Source organism: Mesorhizobium sp. P2_E9 (assembly GCF_056403815.1).
Map to the genome: position 1 here is coordinate 38,593 of NZ_JBFUET010000016.1, position 20,282 is coordinate 58,874.

Consider the following 20,282-nt stretch of genomic DNA (forward strand, 5'->3'; position numbering starts at 1 on the left):
TCGCATGACCTTTGTCCGAAAAGTCCGCAACTTTTCGGGATCATGCTAAGGAGACTTCATCATGCAGGGCATTCTCTATGAGGAACCCTCGATCTGGCAGTTCTTCTTCGTCACCTGCCTGCTTGGCGGCTGGGCGGCCTGGATGACCGGCAAGGCTAGCGCCCAGACATGGCGCAGCTTTCCGCAGCTGTTCGTCTATATGCTGGCCCTCGGCATCGGCATCCGGTTCATTCATCACGCGCTGTTCGCCGGCACGATGTTCTCGCTGCACTACTACGTCATCGACACCATCGTGCTGATGATACTGGGCTTCGTCGGCTATCAATACACACGAACAAACCAGATGGTCACACAGTATAATTGGCTCTACGAAAGAGCTTCAATTTTGAGCTGGAAACCGAAAGGTTGAGGTTCATCATTAACGCCGCTTCAGGGATGAATCGGCGTGACAAGTGCCTGAAAATCGGCAAACTATGCCTTCTGCGATAAGGGTGGGCATCGCATGAAAGCTTCATCCACGCCCACTCCGTTAATGGGAGCGTTTTACATGAGAAAATTACTGTTGTCCGCTGTCGCCGTGGGCGCGCTCGTCGCGTTCGGCGGCGCCGCGTGGGCTGACGTTCTGTTCGGCGTTGCCGGCCCGATCACCGGTCCGAACGCAGCTTTCGGCGCACAGCTTCAGAAGGGTGCGGAAGCGGCTGTCGCCGATATCAATGCGAAGGGCGGCATCAACGGCGAGCAGATCAAGCTCGAGGTTGGTGACGATGTCTCCGATCCGAAGCAGGGCATCTCGGTCGCCAACAAGTTCGTCGGCGATGGCGTCAAGTTCGTGGTCGGTCACTTCAACTCGGGCGTCTCGATCCCGGCATCGGAAGTCTACGCCGAAAACAACATCGTCGAGATCACGCCGGCCGCGACCAACCCGAAGTTCACCGAGCGCGGCCTGTGGAACGTGTTCCGCACCTGCGGGCGCGATGACCAGCAGGGTAGCATTGCCGGCGCTTATCTCGCCGCGAACTTCAAGGATGCCAAGATCGCGGTCGTGCACGACAAGACCACCTACGGTCAGGGCCTTGCCGACGAAACCAAGAAGGCGATGAATGCCAAGGGCCTGACGGAAGTCATGTATGAAGGCATCAATGTCGGCGACAAGGACTTCTCGGCGCTGATCGCCAAGATGAAGGAAGCCGGCGTTACCATCATCTATTGGGGTGGTCTGCACACCGAAGCCGGCCTGATCATCCGCCAGGCGGCTGACCAGGGCCTCAAGGCGACGCTGGTTTCCGGCGACGGCATCGTGTCGAACGAGCTGGCTTCGATCGCGGGCGACGCGGTTGCGGGCACGCTCAACACGTTCGGCCCGGATCCGCGCCTGATCCCCGCCAACAAGGAACTCGTCGAGAAGTTCCGTGCGCAGGGCTTCGAGCCGGAAGCCTATACGCTCTACGCCTACACTGCCGTGCAGGCGCTCGCGGAAGCAGCAACTGCTGCCAAGTCGAACGATCCGCAGGAAGTTGCCAAGGCGCTGCATGCGAACGGCCCGTTCGCTACCGTGCTCGGCGACCTGTCCTATGACGCCAAGGGCGACCCGACGCTGCCCGGCTACGTCATCTACGAATGGAAGAAGGGCGCCGACGGCAAGTACACCTACATCCAGAAGATGTAAGCCTGTCGACTTCGATCAATATGAAATGCCCGGCGCCTCGCGCCGGGCATTTTTTCGTTTCACTGCATGTCGCCTAAAGCGCGCCTGCTTGGCGGAACGACATGCGCTTAGCCGGAAAATGATCACGCCTGGAACGGCAGCACCGGCGGTTTTTTGCTCATTCGAATGAATGCGACCGGCTTTGTCGCAAAGATTCGATTTAAATCGATTGAATCATCTTTCAATTTTGTTTGCACTGCAGCATTTTCACGCTAATCATTGCACCGATTTCCCGTTCCTTCCGCTGCTGGAGCCCAGTCCTTGGCCATCACGAAGATCCTCGTCGCCAACCGGTCAGAAATCGCCATCCGCGTCTTTCGCGCGGCAAACGAACTGGGCCTCAAAACCGTGGCGATCTGGGCCGAGGAAGACAAATATTCGTTGCACCGCTTCAAGGCCGACGAAAGCTACCAGGTCGGGCGCGGTCCGCATCTCAGCAAGGACATGGGGCCGATCGAGAGTTATCTGTCGATCGAGGAAGTGATCCGCGTCGCCAGGCTTTCGGGCGCCGATGCCATCCACCCGGGCTACGGGCTGCTGTCGGAAAGCCCCGAATTCGCCGAGGCCTGCGCGCAAGCCGGCATCACCTTCATCGGCCCGAAGCCGGACACGATGCGCCGCCTCGGCAACAAGGTTGCCGCGCGCAACCTCGCCATCGAGGTCGGCGTGCCTGTCATTCCCGCCACAGACCCGTTGCCGGACGACATGGAGGCGGTGAAGAAACTGGCTAAGGAGGTCGGCTATCCGGTGATGCTGAAGGCCTCGTGGGGCGGTGGTGGGCGCGGCATGCGCGCCATCCGTGCCGAGGCCGATCTCGCCCGCGAAGTCACGGAAGGCAAGCGCGAGGCGAAAGCCGCCTTCGGCAAGGACGAGGTCTATCTCGAAAAGCTGATCGAGCGCGCCCGCCACGTCGAGGTGCAGGTGCTTGGCGACACGCATGGCAATGTCGTGCACCTGTTCGAGCGCGACTGCTCGATCCAGCGCCGCAACCAGAAGGTAGTCGAGCGGGCGCCCGCACCCTATCTCGAAATGGCGCAGCGCGAGGAGCTTTGCGGCCATGCGCTGAAGCTTGCCCGTGAAACCAATTATATCGGCGCCGGCACCGTTGAATTCCTGCAGGATGCCGACAGCGGAAAATTCTATTTCATCGAGGTCAATCCGCGCATCCAGGTCGAGCATACGGTCACCGAGCAGGTGACGGGGATCGACATCGTCAAGGCGCAGATCCATATCCTCGACGGCTTCGCCATCGGCACGCCTGAGTCGGGCGTACCGGCGCAGCGGGACATCAGGCTGAACGGCCATGCCTTGCAGTGCCGCATCACCACCGAGGATCCCGAGCACAATTTCATCCCGGATTACGGCCGCATCACCGCCTATCGTGGCGCCACCGGCTTCGGCATCCGCCTGGATGGCGGTACGGCCTATTCCGGCGCGGTTATAACCCGCTTCTACGATCCGCTGCTGGAGAAGGTGACGGCGTGGGCGCCGACACCGGCCGAGACCATCGCCCGCATGAACCGCGCGCTGCGCGAATTCCGCATCCGCGGCGTTGCCACCAACCTCACCTTCCTCGAAGCGATCATCAACCACCCGAGCTTCGCCGACAATTCCTACACGACCAAGTTCATCGACACGACGCCGGAGCTGTTCCAGCAGGTCAAGCGGCAGGATCGCGCGACCAAGCTCATCAACTATCTGGCCGACGTCAGCGTCAACGGCCACCCCGAGACGCGCGGCCGGCCGACGCCGAAGGCCGATGCGGCCGCACCCGTCGTGCCGTATCTCAACGGCAACGTGCCCGGCGGCAGCAAGCAGAAGCTGGACGTGCTCGGCCCGGAAAAATTCGCCGGCTGGATGCGTGAGCAAAAGCAAGTGTTGGTCACCGACACGACGATGCGCGACGGCCACCAGTCGCTGCTGGCGACACGCATGCGCACGCACGACATTGCCAATATTGCCGGCACCTACGCGCGCGCCCTGCCGCAGCTTCTGTCGCTGGAATGCTGGGGCGGCGCGACCTTCGACGTCGCCATGCGCTTCCTCACCGAGGACCCGTGGGAGCGGCTGTCACTGGTGCGCGAGGCGGCTCCCAATCTTTTGCTGCAGATGCTGCTGCGCGGCGCCAACGGCGTCGGCTACACCAACTATCCCGACAATGTCGTACAGCATTTCGTCAAGCAGGCGGCGAGCGGCGGCATCGATCTGTTCCGCGTCTTCGACTGCCTGAACTGGGTCGAGAACATGCGCGTCGCCATGGATGCGGTCGGCGCCGAGGGCAAGCTGATCGAGGCGGCGATGTGCTACACCGGCGACATTCTCGATCCGGCGCGGGCCAAGTACGATTTGAAATACTATGTTGGCCTGGCCGGCGAACTGCAGGCCGCCGGCGCCCACATCATCGCCGTCAAGGACATGGCCGGCCTTTTGAAGCCTGCGGCGGCGCGCGTGCTGTTCAAGGCGCTGCGCGAGGCGACCGACCTGCCGATCCATTTCCACACCCACGACACGTCGGGCCTGTCGGCGGCGACCGTGCTGGCGGCGGTGGAGAGCGGTGTCGACGCCATCGACGCGGCGATGGATGCGTTCTCCGGCAACACCTCGCAGCCTTGCCTGGGCTCGATCGTCGAGGCGCTGAAGGGCACCGAGCGCGACCCCGGCCTCGACCCGCAATGGATCCGGAAAATCTCGTTCTACTGGGAAGCGGTGCGCAACCAGTACGCCGCCTTCGAAAGCGATCTCAAGGGGCCGGCCTCGGAAGTCTACCTGCACGAAATGCCGGGCGGACAGTTCACCAACCTCAAGGAACAGGCGCGCTCGCTCGGGCTGGAGACACGCTGGCACGAGGTCGCGCAGACCTATCACGACGTCAATCTGATGTTCGGCGACATCGTCAAGGTGACGCCGTCGTCCAAGGTCGTCGGCGACATGGCGCTGATGATGGTGAGCCAGGACCTGACCGTCGCCGATGTCGAGAACCCGGCCAGGGACATCGCCTTCCCGGACTCGGTCGTCTCGATGCTGCGCGGCGATCTCGGCCAGTCGCCGGGAGGGTGGCCAGAGGCGCTGCAGAAGAAGGCGCTGAAGGGCGACAAGCCGATCACGGCGCGGCCTGGCTCGCTTTTGAAGCCCGCCGATCTCAAGGCCAGCCGCAAGGAGATCGAGGAGAAGCTCGAACGCAAGCTCTCGGAATACGAATTCGCCTCGTGGCTGATGTATCCAAAGGTGTTCACCGACTTCGCCGGCGCGCAAGAGACTTACGGCCCGGTCAGCGTCCTGCCGACCCCGACCTATTTCTATGGCATGAAGTCCGAAGACGAGATCTTCGTCGATATCGAGAAGGGCAAGACGCTGGTGGTGCGGTGCCTGGCGATCGGTGATGTCGATGACAAGGGCATGGTCACCGTGTTCTTCGAACTCAACGGCCAGCCGCGGCGCGTGAAGGTGCCCGACCGGGCGCATGGCGCCTCCGCCGCCAAGGCGCGCCGCAAGGCCGAGCCTGGCAACGAGGCGCATGTCGGCGCACCGATGCCGGGCGTGGTATCGGCGCTGTCGGTCGCCGCCGGCCAGGCGGTGAAGGCCGGTGACGTGCTGCTCTCCATCGAAGCGATGAAGATGGAGACGGCGCTGCATGCCGAGCGCGACGGCACGGTCGCCGAGGTGCTGGTCAAGGCCGGCGACCAGATCGATGCCAAGGACCTGCTGATCGCCTTCAGTTAGTCGGCACCTTTCCACAGGGTGGCTGTCCGCATCATGGCGGCAGCATTGGTGCGACCGTCGATAACAGCTTGACCCGCCGCCGCCGGTCGGGCATCGAACCGGCTCAAATTCGCCGCCGTCTTTCCGCGAGTCGCGGCATAGAACCAATTTTTGGAGAAAAACATGGCCGACGATATCACCGAGACCAGCCAGACTGTTGCCGCCGGCCAGCTGCGTGCCCTCATCGAGCGCATCGAGCGGCTCGAGGAAGAAAAGAAGACGATCGCCGACGACATCAAGGAAGTCTTCGCCGAGGCCAAGGGCACCGGCTTCGACACCAAGGCGATCCGCACCATCATCCGCCTGCGCAAGAAGGACCAAGCCGAGCGCCAGGAAGAGGATGCCATCCTCGATCTGTATATGGCCGCGCTCGGAATGGTCTAAGACCAGAGCAGTTCTCCGTTTCACAGAAACGGCGAACTGCTCTATCTCTTGTTGACGCAATTCCGGACGGAAAACCGTTTCACACTTTTCCTGGAATTGCTTTGGCCGCCCGGCGCCCGATGCAGTGGCCAGGGATACGGTTTGAACCATGAGCGAATTCGACTTCGGCGGCCGCCGCGCATCGGAATTCCGCCATCGCGGTTTCTGGACGCTGTTCGCTGAACGGCACCCGGAAGAAAGAGCCCGGCTGACGCGGCGCGGACCCTGGTTCTGGCAGCGCGGGCTGCCCGACTTCGCCCTGGTTCTTTCCATGTATGTCGCGCCGGCGCAGAACCATGTCGGCGTCTTCTTCGGCCGCAACGAGAAGTTTGGCGCCACGGAAAGCTGGTCGCGGTTGAAGCCGTTCCAGCCGGCGATCGAAGACAGGTTGAAACTCAGGCCGGAACAAAGCTGCGAGGGCCTCGGCATCAATTCGATGTGGCGGGTCAACTGCTATGCCGAGGACAATTGGCCTGCGATGACCGACTGGCTGGTGACGGAATGCTCGCGTGTCGAGCACGCCGTCACCGAAGTGCTTGGACAGGGGTAGGCGTCGGTGTTCGCGGATTTCTTCCGCTTGCGTTGGCTTGGCCAGGTGCCGATCGACCGGCTGTTCTGGCGCGACATGATGCTGGTCGGGACGGGGATCAACGTTGCTTCGTCCGCCGCAGCACTCGTCCTGCTTGGACTGAAGACGCCGCTCGGCTTCGTGCTGGCGGTGCATTTCGCACCGGTGCCCTACAACATCTTTCTCACTATCGCAGTCTGGCGGACGGCAGAGCAATCGGGCGCCAAGGCCTCGCTGATGCTGCTGGGCTCGGCGCTCTGGCTCGTCGCCACGGTGGCGGTCTGAAGGCATTACACGCGCCACGAAAAAGGGCGGCCGAAGCCGCCCTTTGCATGATCCGATTATCGCGGCCCGTTCAGGCCGCCGGCTCGAATTTCAGCGCCACGCCGTTGATGCAGTAACGCAGGCCGGTCGGCGGCGGGCCGTCCTCGAAGACATGGCCGAGATGGCTGCCGCAGCGGGCGCAGTGGCATTCGGTGCGGACCATGCCGTAGCTGCGGTCGATGGTGTTCTCGACCGAGCCGGGCACCGGGTCGTTGAAGCTCGGCCAGCCGGTGCCGCTCTCGAACTTCAGCTTGGATTCGAACAACGGCTGGTCGCAGCCGACGCAGGAAAATGTGCCGGCGCGCTTCTCGTAGAGCAAGGCGCAGCTTCCCGGCCGCTCGGTGCCGTGACCGCGCATGACCGCATATTGCTCCGGCGTCAGCCGGGCGCGCCATTCGGCGTCGGTGCGGGTGACAGGGTAGGTGTGGGTGTCCATTTGATCTCCTCAGCCTTGGCGGCTCGTTGTTGATTGCAACCGGATATTCGCTCCAACATAGGCATTTGTTACGGGATTTGCCCACATTTTCAATCGCGCCGTCTTCCTCATGCGATAGCCGCGAGATAACGAGCGACCGATGCGTTGAACGCCACTTTTCCACCGCCGATGATGTTCAGGTCCCACCACGCGCCACGAATGTCGTCGAAGTCGAATGGTTCCAGTGCTGCCGCGATGCGGCGCACGGCCGCCGCGTTGAGCGGTATCTGGTTGGGATAGCTGTACATGAAGCTGACATGGCGGCGCGTCGGCGTCACCTGAACGGTGTCGCCGGTCAGCAGGGCGTTGCCGCCATCGCGCTGCCAGTGCAGCACCTGGCTGCCGGCAAAATGGCCGCCGCAACGGATGAGTGTCAGAGACGGGTTGATGACAAGAGTTTCGCCCTCCCAGCTGACGATCGAGGGATGCGGCCGCATGATCCACTGCCGGTCGTCGGCATGGAGATAGATCGGCACGCCGCCGAAGGCCTCGCTCCATTCGGCCATCGCCGAATAGAAATGGCAGTGCGAGATGGCGATGGCCGCCAGGCCACCGCGACGGTTGATCTCGACCACCGCCTCGTCGCTCACCATCGAGACGCAGTCCCACAGCACGTTGCCGTGCGGCGTCTGCACCAATTGCGCCCGCTGGCCGATGGCGAAGCGCGGCTCGATGCCGAAGGCGAGTACGCCGGCATCGTCCCGCATCACAAGTCTGTGCCCGGCGGCAAGCTCCTGCGGCATGATCCAGGCCTGGCCCTCCCAGCGCACAAACTGCCGTTCGTCCTCGCAGATCGGGCAGTGCTCAGGCGGTGTCTCCGTCGCCGCGAACTGGACGCCGCACTGCAGGCAGAGGAAGCAGGTCATCGGATCAGTCTTTCAATGCTTTCTGGAAAGCTGCTTCGTTGCGGCTTCGAGGCCAGCCAGCGTCAGCGGAAACATACGGCCGCCGAAGATGTCACGGATCATGGCGATGGAATGGGTGTAACCCCAGTTCTTTTCGCTCTCGGGATTCAGCCACACCGCATTCGGCCATTGCTGCAGCAGGCGGGCGAGCCAGACGGCGCCGGCCTCCGGATTCCAGTGTTCGACCGACCCGCCAGGGTGCGCAATCTCGTAGGGGCTCATCGAGGCGTCACCGACGACGATCACCTTGTAGTCCGGGCCGTATTTGTGGAGGAGGTCGAAAGTCGGAATCACCTCGGCATGGCGGCGCCGGTTGTCCTTCCACACGCCCTCGTAGAGGCAGTTGTGGAAGTAAAAATATTCGAGCTGGCGGAATTCGGCACGCGCCGCCGAAAACAGCTCCTCGACACTCTTGATGTGATCGTCCATCGAGCCGCCGACATCGAAGAACATCAGCAGCTTCACGGCGTTGCGCCGTTCGGGCCGCGTCTGCACGTCGAGATAGCCATGCTCGGCGGTGGCGTGGATGGTGCCGGGCAAGTCGAATTCTTCCTCGGCGCCCTCGCGTACCCAGCGGCGCAGCCGCTTCAGCGCGATCTTGATGTTGCGGGTGCCAAGCTCGATAGCATCGTCGAAATTGCGGAACTCGCGCTTGTCCCAGACTTTGACTGCACGGCGATTGCGGCTTTCGTGCTGGCCGATGCGCACGCCCTCGGGATTGTAGCCATAGGCACCGAAGGGCGAGGTGCCGCCGGTGCCGATCCACTTCGAGCCGCCCTGGTGGCGGCCTTTCTGCTCCTCGAGCCGCTGCTTCAAGGTCTGCATCAGCTTCTCGAAACCGCCGAGCGCCTCGACCAGCTTTTTCTCTTCCTCGGTCAGGTGCTTTTCGGCGAGCCGGCGCAGCCATTCCTCGGGAACATTGGCGACATCGACCGCATCCGGTCCGCCAAGCGCTTCGACGCCCTTGAAGACATGCGCGAACACCTGGTCGAAGCGGTCGATATGGCGTTCGTCCTTCACCAGAGCGGCGCGGGCAAGGTAATAAAAACCCTCGACGTCGTAGTCGACGAGCCCGGCCTCCAGACCCTCCAGCAGCGACAGATATTCCCGGAGCGAAACGGGAACACGCGCCGCCTTCAGTTCGAGGAAGAAGGGGATGAACATCTTTCTATCTACAGCAGATCATACTCGATGAAGCCGGTGCGGCGCGCGACATGGTCGTAGAGCTTGCGTGCCGTGGCGTTGGTCTCATGCGTCATCCAGTAGACGTTCTTGACGCCGAGTTTTTCCGCCGCGTCCTTCACCGCCTTGATCAATGCGGCGCCGATGCCCTTGCCACGCACATCCGGGTCGGCGAACAGGTCCTGCAGGTAGCAGTTGTTTTTCTCGGACCAGCCTGAGCGATGGTAGAGATAGTGGGTGAGGCCGACGGCCTTGCCGTCGAGGGTGGCGATAAAACCCTTCGGCTCGAACTCCCCCGCCGTAAACAGCCGCTTCCAGGTCACGGCATAGACCTCTTCCGGCAGCTTGGTCTCGTAGAAGGTGAGGTAGTCGGTCCACAGGCGCTTCCAGTCGGCATGGTCGGATTGCGCGAGCGGGCGGACAATAATCTCAGACATTTCATCTCCTCCGAAAGGTTGCGGCCGAAGCTGCCTTCCTGGCCGGTCGGCAGCAACGGTCCACAGCAGGAAAAGCGCTACTGCTGCTGCCCTATTGCTGCCTTCTGGCCATGAAGGCCAGCCGCTCGAACAGGTGCACGTCCTGTTCGTTCTTCAGCAGGGCGCCATGCAGCTTGGGCAGCGCGTTCTTCGGGTCGGCACGCAAATCCTCGGGCGCGATGTCGTCGGCGGCCAGCAGGCGGATCCAGTCGAGCGCTTCGGAGGTCGACGGCTTCTTCTTCAGCCCCGGCACCTCGCGGATCTCGTAGAACTGGGTCAGGGCCGCCCGTACCAAATTCTGTTTGATGCCGGGATAGTGGACGTCGACAATCCTGTGCAGCGTGTCGACATCGGGAAAGCGGATGTAGTGGAAGAAGCAGCGGCGCAGGAAGGCGTCCGGCAGTTCCTTCTCGTTGTTGGAGGTGATGATGACGATGGGGCGGACGGCCGCGCGGATGGTCTCGCCGGTCTCGTAGACGAAGAACTCCATCCGATCGAGTTCCTGCAGCAGGTCGTTGGGGAACTCGATGTCGGCCTTGTCGATCTCGTCGATCAAAAGCACGACTTTCCTGCCCGCCGCGAACGCTTCCCACAGCTTGCCGCGCTTGATGTAGTTCTTGATGTCGTTGAACCTGCTATCGCCAAGCTGGCTGTCGCGCAGCCGCGAGACGGCGTCGTACTCGTAAAGACCCTGCTGCGCCCGCGTCGTCGATTTGACGTGCCATTCGATGAGGTCGAGGCCGAGTGCCGATGCCACCTGGCGGGCAAGTTCGGTCTTGCCGGTGCCGGGCTCGCCCTTGACCAGCAAGGGCCGCTCCAGCGCGATCGCCGCGTTGACGGCCACCATCAGATCCTTGTCGGCGACATAGGCCGCCGTGCCTTCGAAACGCATTTTTGCTCCTTGGTTCACGCCATGAGCGTAAGGACGCCGGTCAGCCTGTGCAAGGGTGAGCCGGCTGCGACGAATGGGCTTGAAACCCGGGGTCAGAATTATCCGTTGATGAAGCAAGGCCGCTGGGCAGGCCGAAAGGGCGGCAACGTGGATAAAAAGGTATCAGGCAAGAGAGCATTGCAGATCGTTGTCGCGGTCTTGGCGGCAACGCCCGTCATGGTCGGCATCGAGGGCTTCGTGTCCGGGCCGAAATTCCTGCACGTCATCCGTCCATGGCCGGTCGATCTCGACAGCCATTTCCGCTTCCTATCCGGGTTTCTCCTGGCCATCGGCATTGCCTGGTACAGCTGCATTCACCGCATCGAGACGAAGACCGAGCGGTTCCGGGTGCTCGCCGCGTGCACGTTCACCGGCGGATTGGCGCGGCTTGTTTCCCTGATTCTGGTCGGCGCGCCGTCGCTGGGGCACATAGCTGGGCTCTGCATCGAGCTGCTCGCGGTGCCGGCGCTGGTCTGGTGGCAGGGGTATGTCGCGAATAAAGCCAGCGAGAGTGCCCGTCTCACTGGCGCTTAGGCAACCAGGGGCCTATATTGGGGAGGACGGTCTGTGCTTCCCGGCAGGAGAACATTTTCCCCGGGGCCTTAACGATCCTTAGGGAGCTGTCCCTGGGAAGACCCGTGGGTTTTCTCACACGGCGCCCACCTACTTTGTAGGTTCCCGGGATCGCTCTCTCCACCGGTTGTGTGGATCGTCACTTATCGCAGCGCATCCATGCATTTCGGTGGATGATACGGTAGAAAACGTCGCTCCCAAAACGCCATCCAGACCTGACCTTTTCTATCCTGGCCGCATGACATCTCTCAAAGACCTGAAAAAGCATCTGCGGCTCGAGGCGCTTGGGCGCCGCGATGCGCTCGATGAATTCTGGCGGGTCGAAGTGGCGCTCGAAATGGCCGAGACGGCGCGCGATCATCTCGCCATCGAGCCCGGCCAAATTGTATCCGGCTTCTGGCCGATGCGTTCGGAGGTTGACGTCAGGCCGCTGATGTTCGCCCTGCGTGAAAAGGGCGCAAGGCTTTGCCTGCCTGCCATTCTCGACAAGACCACGATCGTCTTTCGCGAGCTGGTGCGCGGCGCGCCGATGGTGGAGATGGGTTTTGGCACGGTCGGGCCGCATGAAGAGGCGGAGGAGCTTGATCCAGAGGTGATGCTGGTGCCGCTCGCCGCCTTCGACGCGCGCGGCCACCGCATCGGCTATGGCGCCGGCTATTACGACCGCGCGATCGCGAAGCTCGTCGACAAGGGGCATGCGCCCCGGCTGATCGGCATCGCCTTCGACTGCCAGGAAGTTCCGCAGGTCCCGGACGAGAACCATGACGTCGTCATTCCGGAAATACTCACCGAGAGCGGGTTGCGCCGCTTCGCCATCGCTTAGAACGTCGCGATCTGCTTAACGCGTTTCCAAGACATATCGGCTAGTATTCCCTTAATACAGTCCGGGCCGATGGCAACCATGGCTTTTGTCTTTGCACGCTTCCTGCTGATACCGTTCGTGCTGATCGCGGTAGTGCTGTTGGCGATGGCATTGCACGTCATCGGAACCTCCCTGCATCACCAGGCCGCCTGGAATCAGACCGTTGCAACCGTAATTTCCGTCAGTCCCTACAGTGAAAAGCAGGAAAGCGGCCTCACCACGGACGGCATCGATGTCGCCGTCACCTATGTCGCCAACGACGCGCCGATGAGTTGGTCCGGCAAGGGAAAGATCATCGGTCTTTACAAGGCATCCGTGGGTGACAAGGTAGAGATGTATTACAACCCTGCCGATCCATCGAAGCTCGATACCGCCGCGATGAAAGGCTGGCGCGGCGGATTGCTGCTCCTTGCCGCTACCGGCGGTTTCATCGTCTTTTATGTCTGGTTCTTCTGGCTGCGCGGGCGGAAGTCGCCACCGACATCGCCCCTGATATCGTCGTCCGTTGGCGTAGTGGGCGCGGGCGCAAAACCGTCCCAGCCGCCGCGCGCCACTTTCGGCCGGCGTTAGGGCCAGTCGCGGTAGCGCTTGCCTAGCGTCCATGGCTCTGGAATAGAAGTGGATATGAGACTTCTTTTCCTCGGCGACATGGTTGGCAAGACGGGACGCACGGCGGTTTGGGAACAACTGCCTGGGCTGATCTCGGATTTCAAACTCGATTTCGTCATCGTCAACGGCGAGAATGCGGCCGGCGGCTTCGGCATCACCGAAGAGATCTTCCGCGAGACCATCGCGGCCGGCGCCGATGTTGTCACCACCGGCAACCATGTCTGGGACCAGCGCGATGCGCTGGCCTTCGCGCCGCGCGAAGAGCGTTTTCTGCGCCCGTCGAATTTTCCCAAGGGCACGCCCGGGCGCGGCTCCGGCGTCTACATCTCCAGGGGCGGCGCGCGCGTGCTGGTCGCCAACATCATGGGCCGGGTGTTCATGCATCCCGAACTCGACGATCCGTTCCAGGCCGGCGAGCGCGAGCTTGCCGCCTGTCCGCTGGGCGAACAGGCGGATGCGGTGGTGATCGACTTCCACGCCGAAGCGACGTCGGAAAAGATGTGCTTCGCGCATTTCGTCGATGGCCGCGCCAGCCTGGTCGTCGGCACCCACACCCACCAGCCGACCGCCGACCACCAGATCCTCAATGGCGGCACCGGCTATCTGTCCGATGCCGGCATGTGCGGCGACTACGATTCCTCGCTCGGCATGGACAAGGAGGAGCCGCTCAACCGGTTCCTGTCGAAAGTGCCCAAGGGGCGTTTCGAGGCTGCGACCGGACCGGCGACATTGTGTGGGGTCGGTGTCACTATTTCCGATCGTACCGGACTGACCGAGAAGATCGCGCCGTTTCGTCGCGGGCCGCGATTGGAAGAAACGGCTCCATCTTTCTGGTCGTGACATTGATATAGAAGTTTTTAGTACCTAACTGCCGGCGACACTGCTCTAGATCGTAGGGGACGACCTCCATGCAGCTCATTGAGTTCCTGGCGCCGCATTTTCATTTTGTATCCGACCCGACAGCCTGGGTCGCGTTGTTGACGCTGATAGTGCTCGAGATTGTGCTCGGCATCGACAATCTGATCTTCATCTCGATCCTGACCAACAAGCTGCCGGAAGCGCAGCGGGCCCGCGCCCGCCGGCTCGGCATCTCGGCGGCGCTGGTCATGCGGCTGGTGTTGCTCGCCACCATCTCGATCATCGTCCAGCTGACGACGCCGGTCTTCACCGCCTTCGGTCACGGCTTCTCCTGGCGGGATCTGATCCTGATCGCCGGCGGCCTGTTCCTGGTCTGGAAGGCGACCAAGGAGATCCATCACACCGTCGATCCCGACGACCACCAGGACACGATGCTGGGCGGGACGCTGCAGATCAGCCTCGCTGGCGCGATCTTCCAGATCCTGCTGCTCGACCTCGTCTTCTCGATCGATTCCATCATCACCGCCGTCGGCATGACCGACGAGATCGCCATCATGTACATCGCCGTGATCGTGGCCGTCACCGTGATGATGCTGGCGGCCGGGCCGCTGGCCAACTTCATCGCCAAGAACCCCAGCATCGTCATGCTGGCGCTGGGCTTCCTGCTGATGATCGGCATGACGCTGATCGCCGACGGTATGGGCTACCACGTGCCCAAAGGCTACATCTACGCGGCCATGGGTTTCTCGGCGCTGGTCGAGGGGCTCAACATGCTGGCGCGGCAGCGCAAGAAGGCGAAGTCCAGCGACGGGCATTGAGACCGGCATGCCGGGGCATCTAGTGCCCTGGCGCGCCCTTGGGGTGGCGGTCGCCGATCAGTCCCAGCGTCAGGCCCTGTTCCAGCCAGGCCTTGGCGCCGGCCAGCACGAGCGTGAAGCCGCCGGTTGAGCCGACGGCATCTTTCACCTGCTCATCGCCATTGCCGGCAAAGCCGAAATTGTGGATCTCGAGAAAAGTCGCCTCATCAGGCATTTCGGAGAAGGTCCAGACCACCGTGGTCGGCGGATCGCCCTATTGCATGACGATCTTTTCATTCCGGACGATCTCGCTGACCGTGGCAGTCGTCGAGACGCCATACATGCGCCACTCCCAGTGGACCGCCTTGCCGCTGTCCAGCCGGTCGCTGCCGTGGGTGAACCAGAATTTGGTGGTGATGGCCGGATCGACGATTGCCTCAAACACCTCGGCGACGGGCCGACGGATCAGCATGCCGGCTTCGGCTGTGGGCGTTTCGCGGATTTCCATGGGATGCTCCCTTCAGTTTTCGGCGCTCACCAGGCGCCGGGCTCGCGCACCATGTGAATGATGCTGGCCGGGTTGCTGATCCAGCCGCCGCGAAAGCCTTCGCCCAAAGGTTCGATGGCATCGCACCGCACCACGCCGGTCTCGGCGAAGTGGGCGGCGGTTTTGGAGAAATCGTCGGTGAACAGTTCCAGCCAGACCTCGGCCTGGCTCAACATCGGCGCTTCATCGATCCACAGGCGGTTCGGGCCGAGTTCGAAGCCGATGGCCGGCGCCTTGGCGGTGAACGGCTTCAGCCCGACAACGTCGCGGTAGAAGGCGATCGTCGCCTCATACTGATGCGGCGGCACCTTCATGGCGATGTTGATGCCGCCGGTGATGTTCGCGGTCATTGTTGTCTCCGCTGCGCTGCGGTTGGGCCGTCTTCGCGGCCGTTTCGGCTGGGCCTGGTCAGGCCAGGTTGACCTGCCAGGAGACGCCAAACCTGTCGTTAAGCCAGGCGAAACGGCGGCTGAAGCCGTAATTGTCGGGCGGCATCAGAAACCCGCCATCCTTCGCCAGCGTCGCGACGATACCGTTCAGTTCTTCCTCGGAGGAACAATCGACGTAGAGCGAGACCGACGGCGTGAAGGTGAAGGCGTGGCGTACCGGGCTGTTGAAGACCATGACGTCGAGGCCGGCGATGGACGCGCGTGCCAGCTTCAGTGTCCCTTCCGGGCCATCCTCGCCGACGCCATAGCGGGTGATATCGAGGATGCTGCTGCCGGGAATGGTCTCGCAATATAGGGCCATCGCCTCTTCGGCCTTGCCCTCGAACATCAGGAACGGCGTTACTTTCGTCATCGCGGACCTCCGTTTTGCCTGCTCAAACATTGGTCTCGTTGGCGGGCTCGCCCTTCATCTCGCTGCGGTAATAGCCGTCGCGCAAATTGATGCCGTATTCGACATAGGCCTTCATGCAGGTCAGCATCTGCGACCAGCCCTCGCAGTTGAGGTAGGATTTCTTCAAGCCGACCGCGCCTTCCTGCCAGCCGCTTTCGGCGATGGTGACGAAAGTGCCGCCATCGTCGAGCGGCTCGAAATTCATCTCGATGCGGGTCTTGTAGGCCGGCTTGCCGTCGGCGTCGGTGGCGTCCCAGCGCAGCACGATGCGGCTGTCCTTGACCACTTCATCGACCTCGACCGGCACCTTGCCCCACCAGACGACGCCGACGCCGGTTGCGAGCGGCGCGCTGGCGCCGCCGATGGTGGTGAAATAGCCGCTCAGCTTCTTCGGATTGACGACGGCGTCGAAGACTTCGGCGACCGGTTTGCCGATGCGGCCGGAAACCCTGAATCCAAGAGACATATCCACAGCTCCTTGCTTGATTGGCTCAACGATATGTTATAGAAATATAACATGTCAAGCCGATCCCAAGACGACAATGTTTTCAAGGCGCTGGCACATCCGCGCCGGCGCGAAATGCTCGATCAGCTGAAGGACGAGCCGAAGACCACCGGCATGCTGTGCGATGCCTTTCCCGACATCGATCGCTGCACCGTCATGCTGCATCTTAAGGTGCTGGAGGAGGCGGAGCTGATTGTGGCGCGCCGCGACGGACGCGAGCGCTGGAACCATCTCAATTCGCTGCCGATCAAGCAGATCCACGACCGCTGGATCAGCCAGTATGCCGGCCATGCGCTCAGCATCATCGACCGGCTGAAATCGGACCAGGAGGCGTAGGCGATCGCGCCAGTCCTTGTTGGTCGTCCAGCAGCACGGCGCGGCTGGACGAATTGAGCCGATTTATCTATAAGCCGGCCATTCCGACAGAGAACGCCGTGCTTCCGCGTGTTGCAGCTCGGACGCTCTGAGATTTTGAATTCGAGCATTTTTGCAAGGGCGAGGTGATCCACCTGGCTGCACGATGCTCTAGCCGAGAAGACGACAGGGGTGCCATGGCTGGCCATTCACAGTTCAAGAACATCATGCACCGCAAGGGCCGTCAGGACGCGGTGCGGTCGAAAATGTTTTCCAAGCTGGCGCGTGAAATCACCGTCGCCGCCAAGAGCGGCACGCCCGACCCATCGATGAACCCACGCCTGCGGCTGGCGATCCAGAACGCCAAGGCGGTGTCGATGCCGAAGGACAACATCCAGCGCGCCGTCAACAAGGCGTCGATGGGCGATGCCGAAAACTACGAGGCCGTGCGCTATGAAGGCTATGGTCCAGGCGGCGTCGCCGTCATCGTCGAGGCGCTGACCGACAACCGCAACCGCTCGGCGTCTAATGTCCGCGCGGCCTTCACCAAGGCCGGCGGCGCGATGGGCGAAACCGGCTCGGTGTCCTTCATGTGGGACCGTGTTGGCGAAATCTATTATCCGGCATCGGCCGGCAGCGCCGACAAGGTCATGGACGCGGCGATCGAAGCCGGCGCCGACGACGTAGAAACCGACGAGGAAGGCCACACGATCTATTGTGCATTCGAGAATCTCGGAGAGGTGTCTAAGGCGCTCGAAAGCGCGCTCGGCGAGGCGGAATCGGTGAAGCTGATCTGGCGGCCGCAGAACAATGTTCCGGTCGACGAGGAGCGGGCACAGTCGCTGATGAAGCTGGTCGCCACGCTCGAGGACGACGATGACGTGCAAAGCGTCTACGCCAACTTCGAGGTCGACGACGAGACCTTGGCCAAGCTCAGCGCGGCGTAGACAGTGGATCGCCGGTGCAGGGCATGCGATACCGCTGTCCGGCGACGACCAGTCGGCGATACGAAGCTGTCAGCTATCAATGGGGGGTAGATGACTAGCCTTGACGAAGCTCGGTTCGCCAACGCGATGTTATGGCCTCGCCCGGGTGGCTTTTGGCGCCGGCTTATCGCATCGTTCATCGATTATCTTATCGTCCTGATACCTGTTTATGCGTTGGTGGCGGCATTGTTCCTGCTGACTGACGGGGGTGCGAAGGGTAGCTTCTGGCTCAACTGGAAGATATGTCAGTCGGGTACGGTGCACGGCGATCCTTCGCTTGCCCGCTACAATTGGCAGGTTTGCAGAACATCAGTGTTCGGTTTGCCGGTCGCCCAATGGGCCGTGGGGACGACATCGGAGACGCAGGCGGGAAAAAGCTCCGCGGTTTCGATTGATCTGGATCCTCAGGGAAACTTCCGATCCACCGCGCTGGATGTGGGCTTCCTCGAAATGCTCATTCTCGCGACGTATCTATTCTACATGGAATTGAAGTCCGGCCAATCGGTAGGCAAGCGGGTCATGGCCATCCAGGTGCATGACCAAGATGACAAAAGCAGGATCGGCCTATCAGTTCAAAAGGCTGGACGGCGACAAGCTGTGAAGCTTCTTGGTCCTTTGTCTATGACGCTAACTGGAGGCTGGTTTGCTTTTCAGGCATGGGGCAATGCTCCGGGAGTCGCACAAGACTTCTCTTGGCTAGAAATTGCGGGTGCTTACGCCGCATTCGCTTTGGCCTTGATCTGGCCGACGTGGATCGCAATATCTATAGCTCTTGGCAATGAACCCATACATGATCGCTTTGCTGGGACCACGGTTCGCGTAGATGAGATCATGGCATGAGCTTGCCGCATAAACCTCAGGTAATTGTCACCTATTGCACGCAGTGCCAGTGGCTGCTGCGTGCCGGCTGGATGGCGCAGGAGCTGCTCTCGACCTTCGGCACCGATCTCGGCGAAGTGACGCTGGTGCCCGGCACCGGCGGCATCTTCACCATCTCCTGTAACGACGTTCTTATCTGGGACCGCAAGCGCGACGGCGGCTTTCCGGACGCGGCAAAACTCAAGCAGCTGGTGCGCGATGTGATCGATCCGGATCGCGATCTCGGCCATTCCGACCGCAAGGGCCACACGCAAAAAGACCCTGCCTGAGCGGAGTCCTTTGCGTTTCGTCGGCTGTTTCTAGAGCAATGCGAAGATAAAGCAGGCCATCGCCATGATGGCGGTGACGGTGCGGACGTGGTTCCACATCACCCATTGGCTCAGATGGTTCGCCCACACGGCGGCGCCGTTGCTGCTGGCCGGGTCGACGGCGGCAAGCGCATCGTTGAGCGGCACGTTGAAGACCATGGTCACGATCGGGTTGCCGATCACGTAGACCACCGCGCCGGCAAGCAGCCAGTACGAGCCGGACTGGCTCCAGCCCATGATGGCGGCGGCGATAAGCACCAGACAGAGCAGTCCGGTGCCGAAGAGCGCCGTCATGAAGGTCGGCGTGATCACCGTGATGTTGATCGAATTCATCGCGGCGATGCCGCTCGGCACGGGCAGCCGGGCAAGTGCCGCCATGACGAAGTTGGAAAAGGCGAAGAACACGCCGCCGACGACGCCCGAGCCGATTGCGGCGATGATGGTGAGGGCGGGAACAAGCTTGGTCATCTCAGTTGCTCCAGATGCCGGTTGCGGCGGTTTCGGTTGCGTAAGCGGAGAAGTCTTTCGGCGCACGGCCAAGCACGCGCTGGACGCCGTCGGTGAGCGACTCGTTGCGGCCGTCGAGCACTTGCGTGAACAGTTCGTTGAGCAGCCAGGCGATTTCGGGTGGCAATTCGTGCGACGTGACAGAGGCCGTGAACTCGTCATGCGAAATTCTGACAAAGCGGATGTCGCGTCCTGCCGCCTTGGCAATCTCGGCGACCGCATCGGCGAAGCTCAACAGCCGCGGCCCCGTGAGCTCATAGAGCTGGCCGACATGACCGGGCCGGGTCAGCACCGCTTCGGCGGCGTCAGCGATGTCGTCGACATCGACAAAGGGTTCGCCGACAGGTCCGACCGGCAGTGCGACCTCGCCCGCCAGCAGCGGCTCGATGAGAAAGCCTTCGCTGAAATTCTGCGAGAACCAGGCGCAGCGCAGGATCGTCCAGTCGGCCCCGGAAGCCTTCAGCATCTCTTCGGCGCGCTGCGCCTCGTGCTCGCCGCGGCCCGACAAAAGCACCAGCCGGCGAACGCCATGCCGCACGGCAAGACGGGCGAAGGCAGCGATCACTTCGGCGGCGCCCGGCACGGCGATGTCGGGATAGTAGCTGATGTAGACCGCGCTGACGCCCTCGAGTGCAGGAGCCCAGCTTGCGGGAGCTTCCCAGTCGAAACGCAGCGCGGCGGAACGGGAACCGATGCGCACCGGAATGCCGCGCGCCGTCAGCCGCTCGGCGAGACGGCGGCCGGTCTTGCCGGTGCCGCCGAGGATCAAGATTGGTTTGGTGTCGGTCATGGTGGTTTTCCTCCGTTACAAAACATGAGTAATCCTCATATTTGCAAAACGTGATAAACCCTCGTATTTTGCGAGTCAAGCCATTTGCTCGGCGATTTGCCGAATGCGTTTGTTGGAGA

The 20,282-nt window shown here is 61.9% G+C and carries 25 protein-coding genes, 1 other RNA gene and 1 pseudogene; 16 read left to right on the plus strand and 11 right to left on the minus strand.

What is annotated here, in order from left to right; translation table 11 throughout:
• Positions 1-61 precede the first annotated feature (61 nt).
• From AC1D05_RS26050 to AC1D05_RS26075, 6 genes are all read left to right on the plus strand, one after another.
• Positions 62-409, plus strand: a complete 348-nt coding sequence (locus AC1D05_RS26050; RefSeq protein WP_477444587.1) for a DUF6867 family protein — start codon at positions 62-64, stop codon at positions 407-409.
• A gap of 138 nt (positions 410-547) precedes the next feature.
• Entirely contained in the window at positions 548-1,666 is a 1,119-nt protein-coding gene (locus AC1D05_RS26055) for a branched-chain amino acid ABC transporter substrate-binding protein (RefSeq protein ID WP_477444588.1), read from the plus strand.
• 300 nt (positions 1,667-1,966) lie between these two features.
• Positions 1,967-5,425: a pyruvate carboxylase gene (gene pyc / locus AC1D05_RS26060; protein WP_477444589.1), complete on the plus strand. Its 3,459-nt coding sequence runs from the start codon at positions 1,967-1,969 to the stop codon at positions 5,423-5,425.
• A gap of 162 nt (positions 5,426-5,587) precedes the next feature.
• The gene (locus AC1D05_RS26065) at positions 5,588-5,848 is read left to right on the plus strand and encodes a DUF2312 domain-containing protein (protein WP_010912082.1); all 261 of its coding nucleotides are present in this window, start codon (positions 5,588-5,590) and stop codon (positions 5,846-5,848) included.
• A 148-nt stretch (positions 5,849-5,996) separates the two neighbouring features.
• On the plus strand, positions 5,997-6,437 hold the full coding sequence (locus AC1D05_RS26070) for a hypothetical protein (RefSeq protein WP_477444590.1): 441 nt from the start codon (positions 5,997-5,999) through the stop codon (positions 6,435-6,437).
• Positions 6,438-6,443: 6 nt separating this feature from the next.
• Positions 6,444-6,740, plus strand: coding sequence for a hypothetical protein (locus AC1D05_RS26075; protein WP_477444591.1), 297 nt, complete (start codon positions 6,444-6,446; stop codon positions 6,738-6,740).
• Between the two features lie 70 nt (positions 6,741-6,810).
• Here the strand turns inward: AC1D05_RS26075 and msrB are convergent, their stop codons facing one another.
• From msrB to AC1D05_RS26100, 5 genes are all read right to left on the minus strand, one after another.
• Positions 6,811-7,215 (minus strand): peptide-methionine (R)-S-oxide reductase MsrB, encoded by a 405-nt coding sequence (gene msrB / locus AC1D05_RS26080; protein WP_013892492.1) that lies wholly within the window; start codon positions 7,213-7,215, stop codon positions 6,811-6,813.
• Between the two features lie 107 nt (positions 7,216-7,322).
• Positions 7,323-8,120, minus strand: a complete 798-nt coding sequence (locus AC1D05_RS26085; protein ID WP_477444592.1) for an MBL fold metallo-hydrolase — start codon at positions 8,118-8,120, stop codon at positions 7,323-7,325.
• A gap of 12 nt (positions 8,121-8,132) precedes the next feature.
• A complete protein-coding gene (locus AC1D05_RS26090) occupies positions 8,133-9,323 on the minus strand; it encodes a vWA domain-containing protein (protein WP_477444593.1) in 1,191 nt (396 codons plus the stop codon).
• A gap of 8 nt (positions 9,324-9,331) precedes the next feature.
• The gene (locus AC1D05_RS26095) at positions 9,332-9,778 is read right to left on the minus strand and encodes an N-acetyltransferase family protein (protein ID WP_477444594.1); all 447 of its coding nucleotides are present in this window, start codon (positions 9,776-9,778) and stop codon (positions 9,332-9,334) included.
• A gap of 91 nt (positions 9,779-9,869) precedes the next feature.
• A complete protein-coding gene (locus tag AC1D05_RS26100; RefSeq protein ID WP_477444595.1) occupies positions 9,870-10,709 on the minus strand; it encodes an AAA family ATPase in 840 nt (279 codons plus the stop codon).
• Positions 10,710-10,730: 21 nt separating this feature from the next.
• Between AC1D05_RS26100 and AC1D05_RS26105 the strand changes: the two genes are divergently transcribed.
• The 6 genes from AC1D05_RS26105 (at position 10,731) to AC1D05_RS26130 (ending at position 14,468) form a co-directional block, all read left to right on the plus strand.
• A complete protein-coding gene (locus tag AC1D05_RS26105) occupies positions 10,731-11,282 on the plus strand; it encodes a DUF4345 domain-containing protein (RefSeq protein WP_477444596.1) in 552 nt (183 codons plus the stop codon).
• Between the two features lie 25 nt (positions 11,283-11,307).
• Positions 11,308-11,463, plus strand: a non-coding RNA gene (gene ssrS, locus AC1D05_RS26110) — 6S RNA.
• Positions 11,464-11,559: 96 nt separating this feature from the next.
• The gene (locus tag AC1D05_RS26115) at positions 11,560-12,144 is read left to right on the plus strand and encodes a 5-formyltetrahydrofolate cyclo-ligase (RefSeq protein ID WP_477444597.1); all 585 of its coding nucleotides are present in this window, start codon (positions 11,560-11,562) and stop codon (positions 12,142-12,144) included.
• Between the two features lie 78 nt (positions 12,145-12,222).
• A complete protein-coding gene (locus AC1D05_RS26120) occupies positions 12,223-12,753 on the plus strand; it encodes a DUF3592 domain-containing protein (RefSeq protein ID WP_477444598.1) in 531 nt (176 codons plus the stop codon).
• A gap of 54 nt (positions 12,754-12,807) precedes the next feature.
• Entirely contained in the window at positions 12,808-13,632 is an 825-nt protein-coding gene (locus AC1D05_RS26125) for a TIGR00282 family metallophosphoesterase (RefSeq protein WP_027060352.1), read from the plus strand.
• A gap of 68 nt (positions 13,633-13,700) precedes the next feature.
• Positions 13,701-14,468: a TerC family protein gene (locus tag AC1D05_RS26130; protein ID WP_477444599.1), complete on the plus strand. Its 768-nt coding sequence runs from the start codon at positions 13,701-13,703 to the stop codon at positions 14,466-14,468.
• Between the two features lie 19 nt (positions 14,469-14,487).
• On the opposite strand, the pseudogene AC1D05_RS26135 reads toward AC1D05_RS26130, so the two are convergent.
• The 4 genes and pseudogenes from AC1D05_RS26135 to AC1D05_RS26150 form a co-directional block, all read right to left on the minus strand.
• Positions 14,488-14,955: pseudogene (locus AC1D05_RS26135) on the minus strand (SRPBCC family protein).
• Positions 14,956-14,981: 26 nt separating this feature from the next.
• Entirely contained in the window at positions 14,982-15,344 is a 363-nt protein-coding gene (locus AC1D05_RS26140) for a hypothetical protein (RefSeq protein WP_477444600.1), read from the minus strand.
• A gap of 58 nt (positions 15,345-15,402) precedes the next feature.
• Entirely contained in the window at positions 15,403-15,795 is a 393-nt protein-coding gene (locus tag AC1D05_RS26145; protein ID WP_477444601.1) for a VOC family protein, read from the minus strand.
• Between the two features lie 22 nt (positions 15,796-15,817).
• Positions 15,818-16,300, minus strand: coding sequence for an SRPBCC domain-containing protein (locus AC1D05_RS26150; RefSeq protein WP_477444602.1), 483 nt, complete (start codon positions 16,298-16,300; stop codon positions 15,818-15,820).
• Between the two features lie 51 nt (positions 16,301-16,351).
• On the opposite strand from AC1D05_RS26150, the gene AC1D05_RS26155 reads away from it, so the two are divergent.
• The 4 genes from AC1D05_RS26155 (at position 16,352) to AC1D05_RS26170 (ending at position 18,827) form a co-directional block, all read left to right on the plus strand.
• Positions 16,352-16,675, plus strand: coding sequence for an ArsR/SmtB family transcription factor (locus AC1D05_RS26155; protein ID WP_477444603.1), 324 nt, complete (start codon positions 16,352-16,354; stop codon positions 16,673-16,675).
• A 215-nt stretch (positions 16,676-16,890) separates the two neighbouring features.
• Positions 16,891-17,640: a YebC/PmpR family DNA-binding transcriptional regulator gene (locus tag AC1D05_RS26160; RefSeq protein WP_477444604.1), complete on the plus strand. Its 750-nt coding sequence runs from the start codon at positions 16,891-16,893 to the stop codon at positions 17,638-17,640.
• Between the two features lie 90 nt (positions 17,641-17,730).
• Positions 17,731-18,519: an RDD family protein gene (locus tag AC1D05_RS26165; RefSeq protein ID WP_477444605.1), complete on the plus strand. Its 789-nt coding sequence runs from the start codon at positions 17,731-17,733 to the stop codon at positions 18,517-18,519.
• A complete protein-coding gene (locus tag AC1D05_RS26170; protein WP_477444606.1) occupies positions 18,516-18,827 on the plus strand; it encodes an Rdx family protein in 312 nt (103 codons plus the stop codon). The genes AC1D05_RS26165 and AC1D05_RS26170 overlap by 4 nt, the downstream gene beginning before the upstream one ends.
• 30 nt (positions 18,828-18,857) lie before the next feature.
• Here AC1D05_RS26170 and AC1D05_RS26175 read toward each other — a convergent pair whose 3' ends face one another.
• A complete protein-coding gene (locus tag AC1D05_RS26175; protein WP_477444607.1) occupies positions 18,858-19,334 on the minus strand; it encodes an anthrone oxygenase family protein in 477 nt (158 codons plus the stop codon).
• A 1-nt stretch (position 19,335) separates the two neighbouring features.
• A complete protein-coding gene (locus tag AC1D05_RS26180) occupies positions 19,336-20,163 on the minus strand; it encodes an NAD(P)H-binding protein (protein WP_477444608.1) in 828 nt (275 codons plus the stop codon).
• Between the last annotated feature and the right edge of the window lie 119 nt (positions 20,164-20,282).

Bases quoted from the DNA above. Each gene is read 5' to 3' on its own strand.
- AC1D05_RS26155 (WP_477444603.1), top strand. From the start codon at position 16,352: ATGTCAAGCCGATCCCAAGACGACAATGTTTTCAAGGCGCTGGCACAT.
- AC1D05_RS26130 (WP_477444599.1), top strand. From the start codon at position 13,701: ATGCAGCTCATTGAGTTCCTGGCGCCGCATTTTCATTTTGTATCCGAC.
- AC1D05_RS26170 (WP_477444606.1), top strand. From the start codon at position 18,516: ATGAGCTTGCCGCATAAACCTCAGGTAATTGTCACCTATTGCACGCAG.
- AC1D05_RS26160 (WP_477444604.1), top strand. From the start codon at position 16,891: ATGGCTGGCCATTCACAGTTCAAGAACATCATGCACCGCAAGGGCCGT.
- AC1D05_RS26175 (WP_477444607.1), bottom strand. From the start codon at position 19,334: ATGACCAAGCTTGTTCCCGCCCTCACCATCATCGCCGCAATCGGCTCG.
- AC1D05_RS26095 (WP_477444594.1), bottom strand. From the start codon at position 9,778: ATGTCTGAGATTATTGTCCGCCCGCTCGCGCAATCCGACCATGCCGAC.
- AC1D05_RS26120 (WP_477444598.1), top strand. From the start codon at position 12,223: ATGGCTTTTGTCTTTGCACGCTTCCTGCTGATACCGTTCGTGCTGATC.
- AC1D05_RS26115 (WP_477444597.1), top strand. From the start codon at position 11,560: ATGACATCTCTCAAAGACCTGAAAAAGCATCTGCGGCTCGAGGCGCTT.
- AC1D05_RS26065 (WP_010912082.1), top strand. From the start codon at position 5,588: ATGGCCGACGATATCACCGAGACCAGCCAGACTGTTGCCGCCGGCCAG.
- AC1D05_RS26180 (WP_477444608.1), bottom strand. From the start codon at position 20,163: ATGACCGACACCAAACCAATCTTGATCCTCGGCGGCACCGGCAAGACC.
- AC1D05_RS26125 (WP_027060352.1), top strand. From the start codon at position 12,808: ATGAGACTTCTTTTCCTCGGCGACATGGTTGGCAAGACGGGACGCACG.
- AC1D05_RS26150 (WP_477444602.1), bottom strand. From the start codon at position 16,300: ATGTCTCTTGGATTCAGGGTTTCCGGCCGCATCGGCAAACCGGTCGCC.
- AC1D05_RS26070 (WP_477444590.1), top strand. From the start codon at position 5,997: ATGAGCGAATTCGACTTCGGCGGCCGCCGCGCATCGGAATTCCGCCAT.
- msrB (WP_013892492.1), bottom strand. From the start codon at position 7,215: ATGGACACCCACACCTACCCTGTCACCCGCACCGACGCCGAATGGCGC.
- AC1D05_RS26055 (WP_477444588.1), top strand. From the start codon at position 548: ATGAGAAAATTACTGTTGTCCGCTGTCGCCGTGGGCGCGCTCGTCGCG.
- AC1D05_RS26145 (WP_477444601.1), bottom strand. From the start codon at position 15,795: ATGACGAAAGTAACGCCGTTCCTGATGTTCGAGGGCAAGGCCGAAGAG.
- AC1D05_RS26085 (WP_477444592.1), bottom strand. From the start codon at position 8,120: ATGACCTGCTTCCTCTGCCTGCAGTGCGGCGTCCAGTTCGCGGCGACG.
- AC1D05_RS26050 (WP_477444587.1), top strand. From the start codon at position 62: ATGCAGGGCATTCTCTATGAGGAACCCTCGATCTGGCAGTTCTTCTTC.
- AC1D05_RS26140 (WP_477444600.1), bottom strand. From the start codon at position 15,344: ATGACCGCGAACATCACCGGCGGCATCAACATCGCCATGAAGGTGCCG.
- AC1D05_RS26100 (WP_477444595.1), bottom strand. From the start codon at position 10,709: ATGCGTTTCGAAGGCACGGCGGCCTATGTCGCCGACAAGGATCTGATG.
- AC1D05_RS26105 (WP_477444596.1), top strand. From the start codon at position 10,731: ATGAGCGTAAGGACGCCGGTCAGCCTGTGCAAGGGTGAGCCGGCTGCG.
- AC1D05_RS26090 (WP_477444593.1), bottom strand. From the start codon at position 9,323: ATGTTCATCCCCTTCTTCCTCGAACTGAAGGCGGCGCGTGTTCCCGTT.
- AC1D05_RS26165 (WP_477444605.1), top strand. From the start codon at position 17,731: ATGACTAGCCTTGACGAAGCTCGGTTCGCCAACGCGATGTTATGGCCT.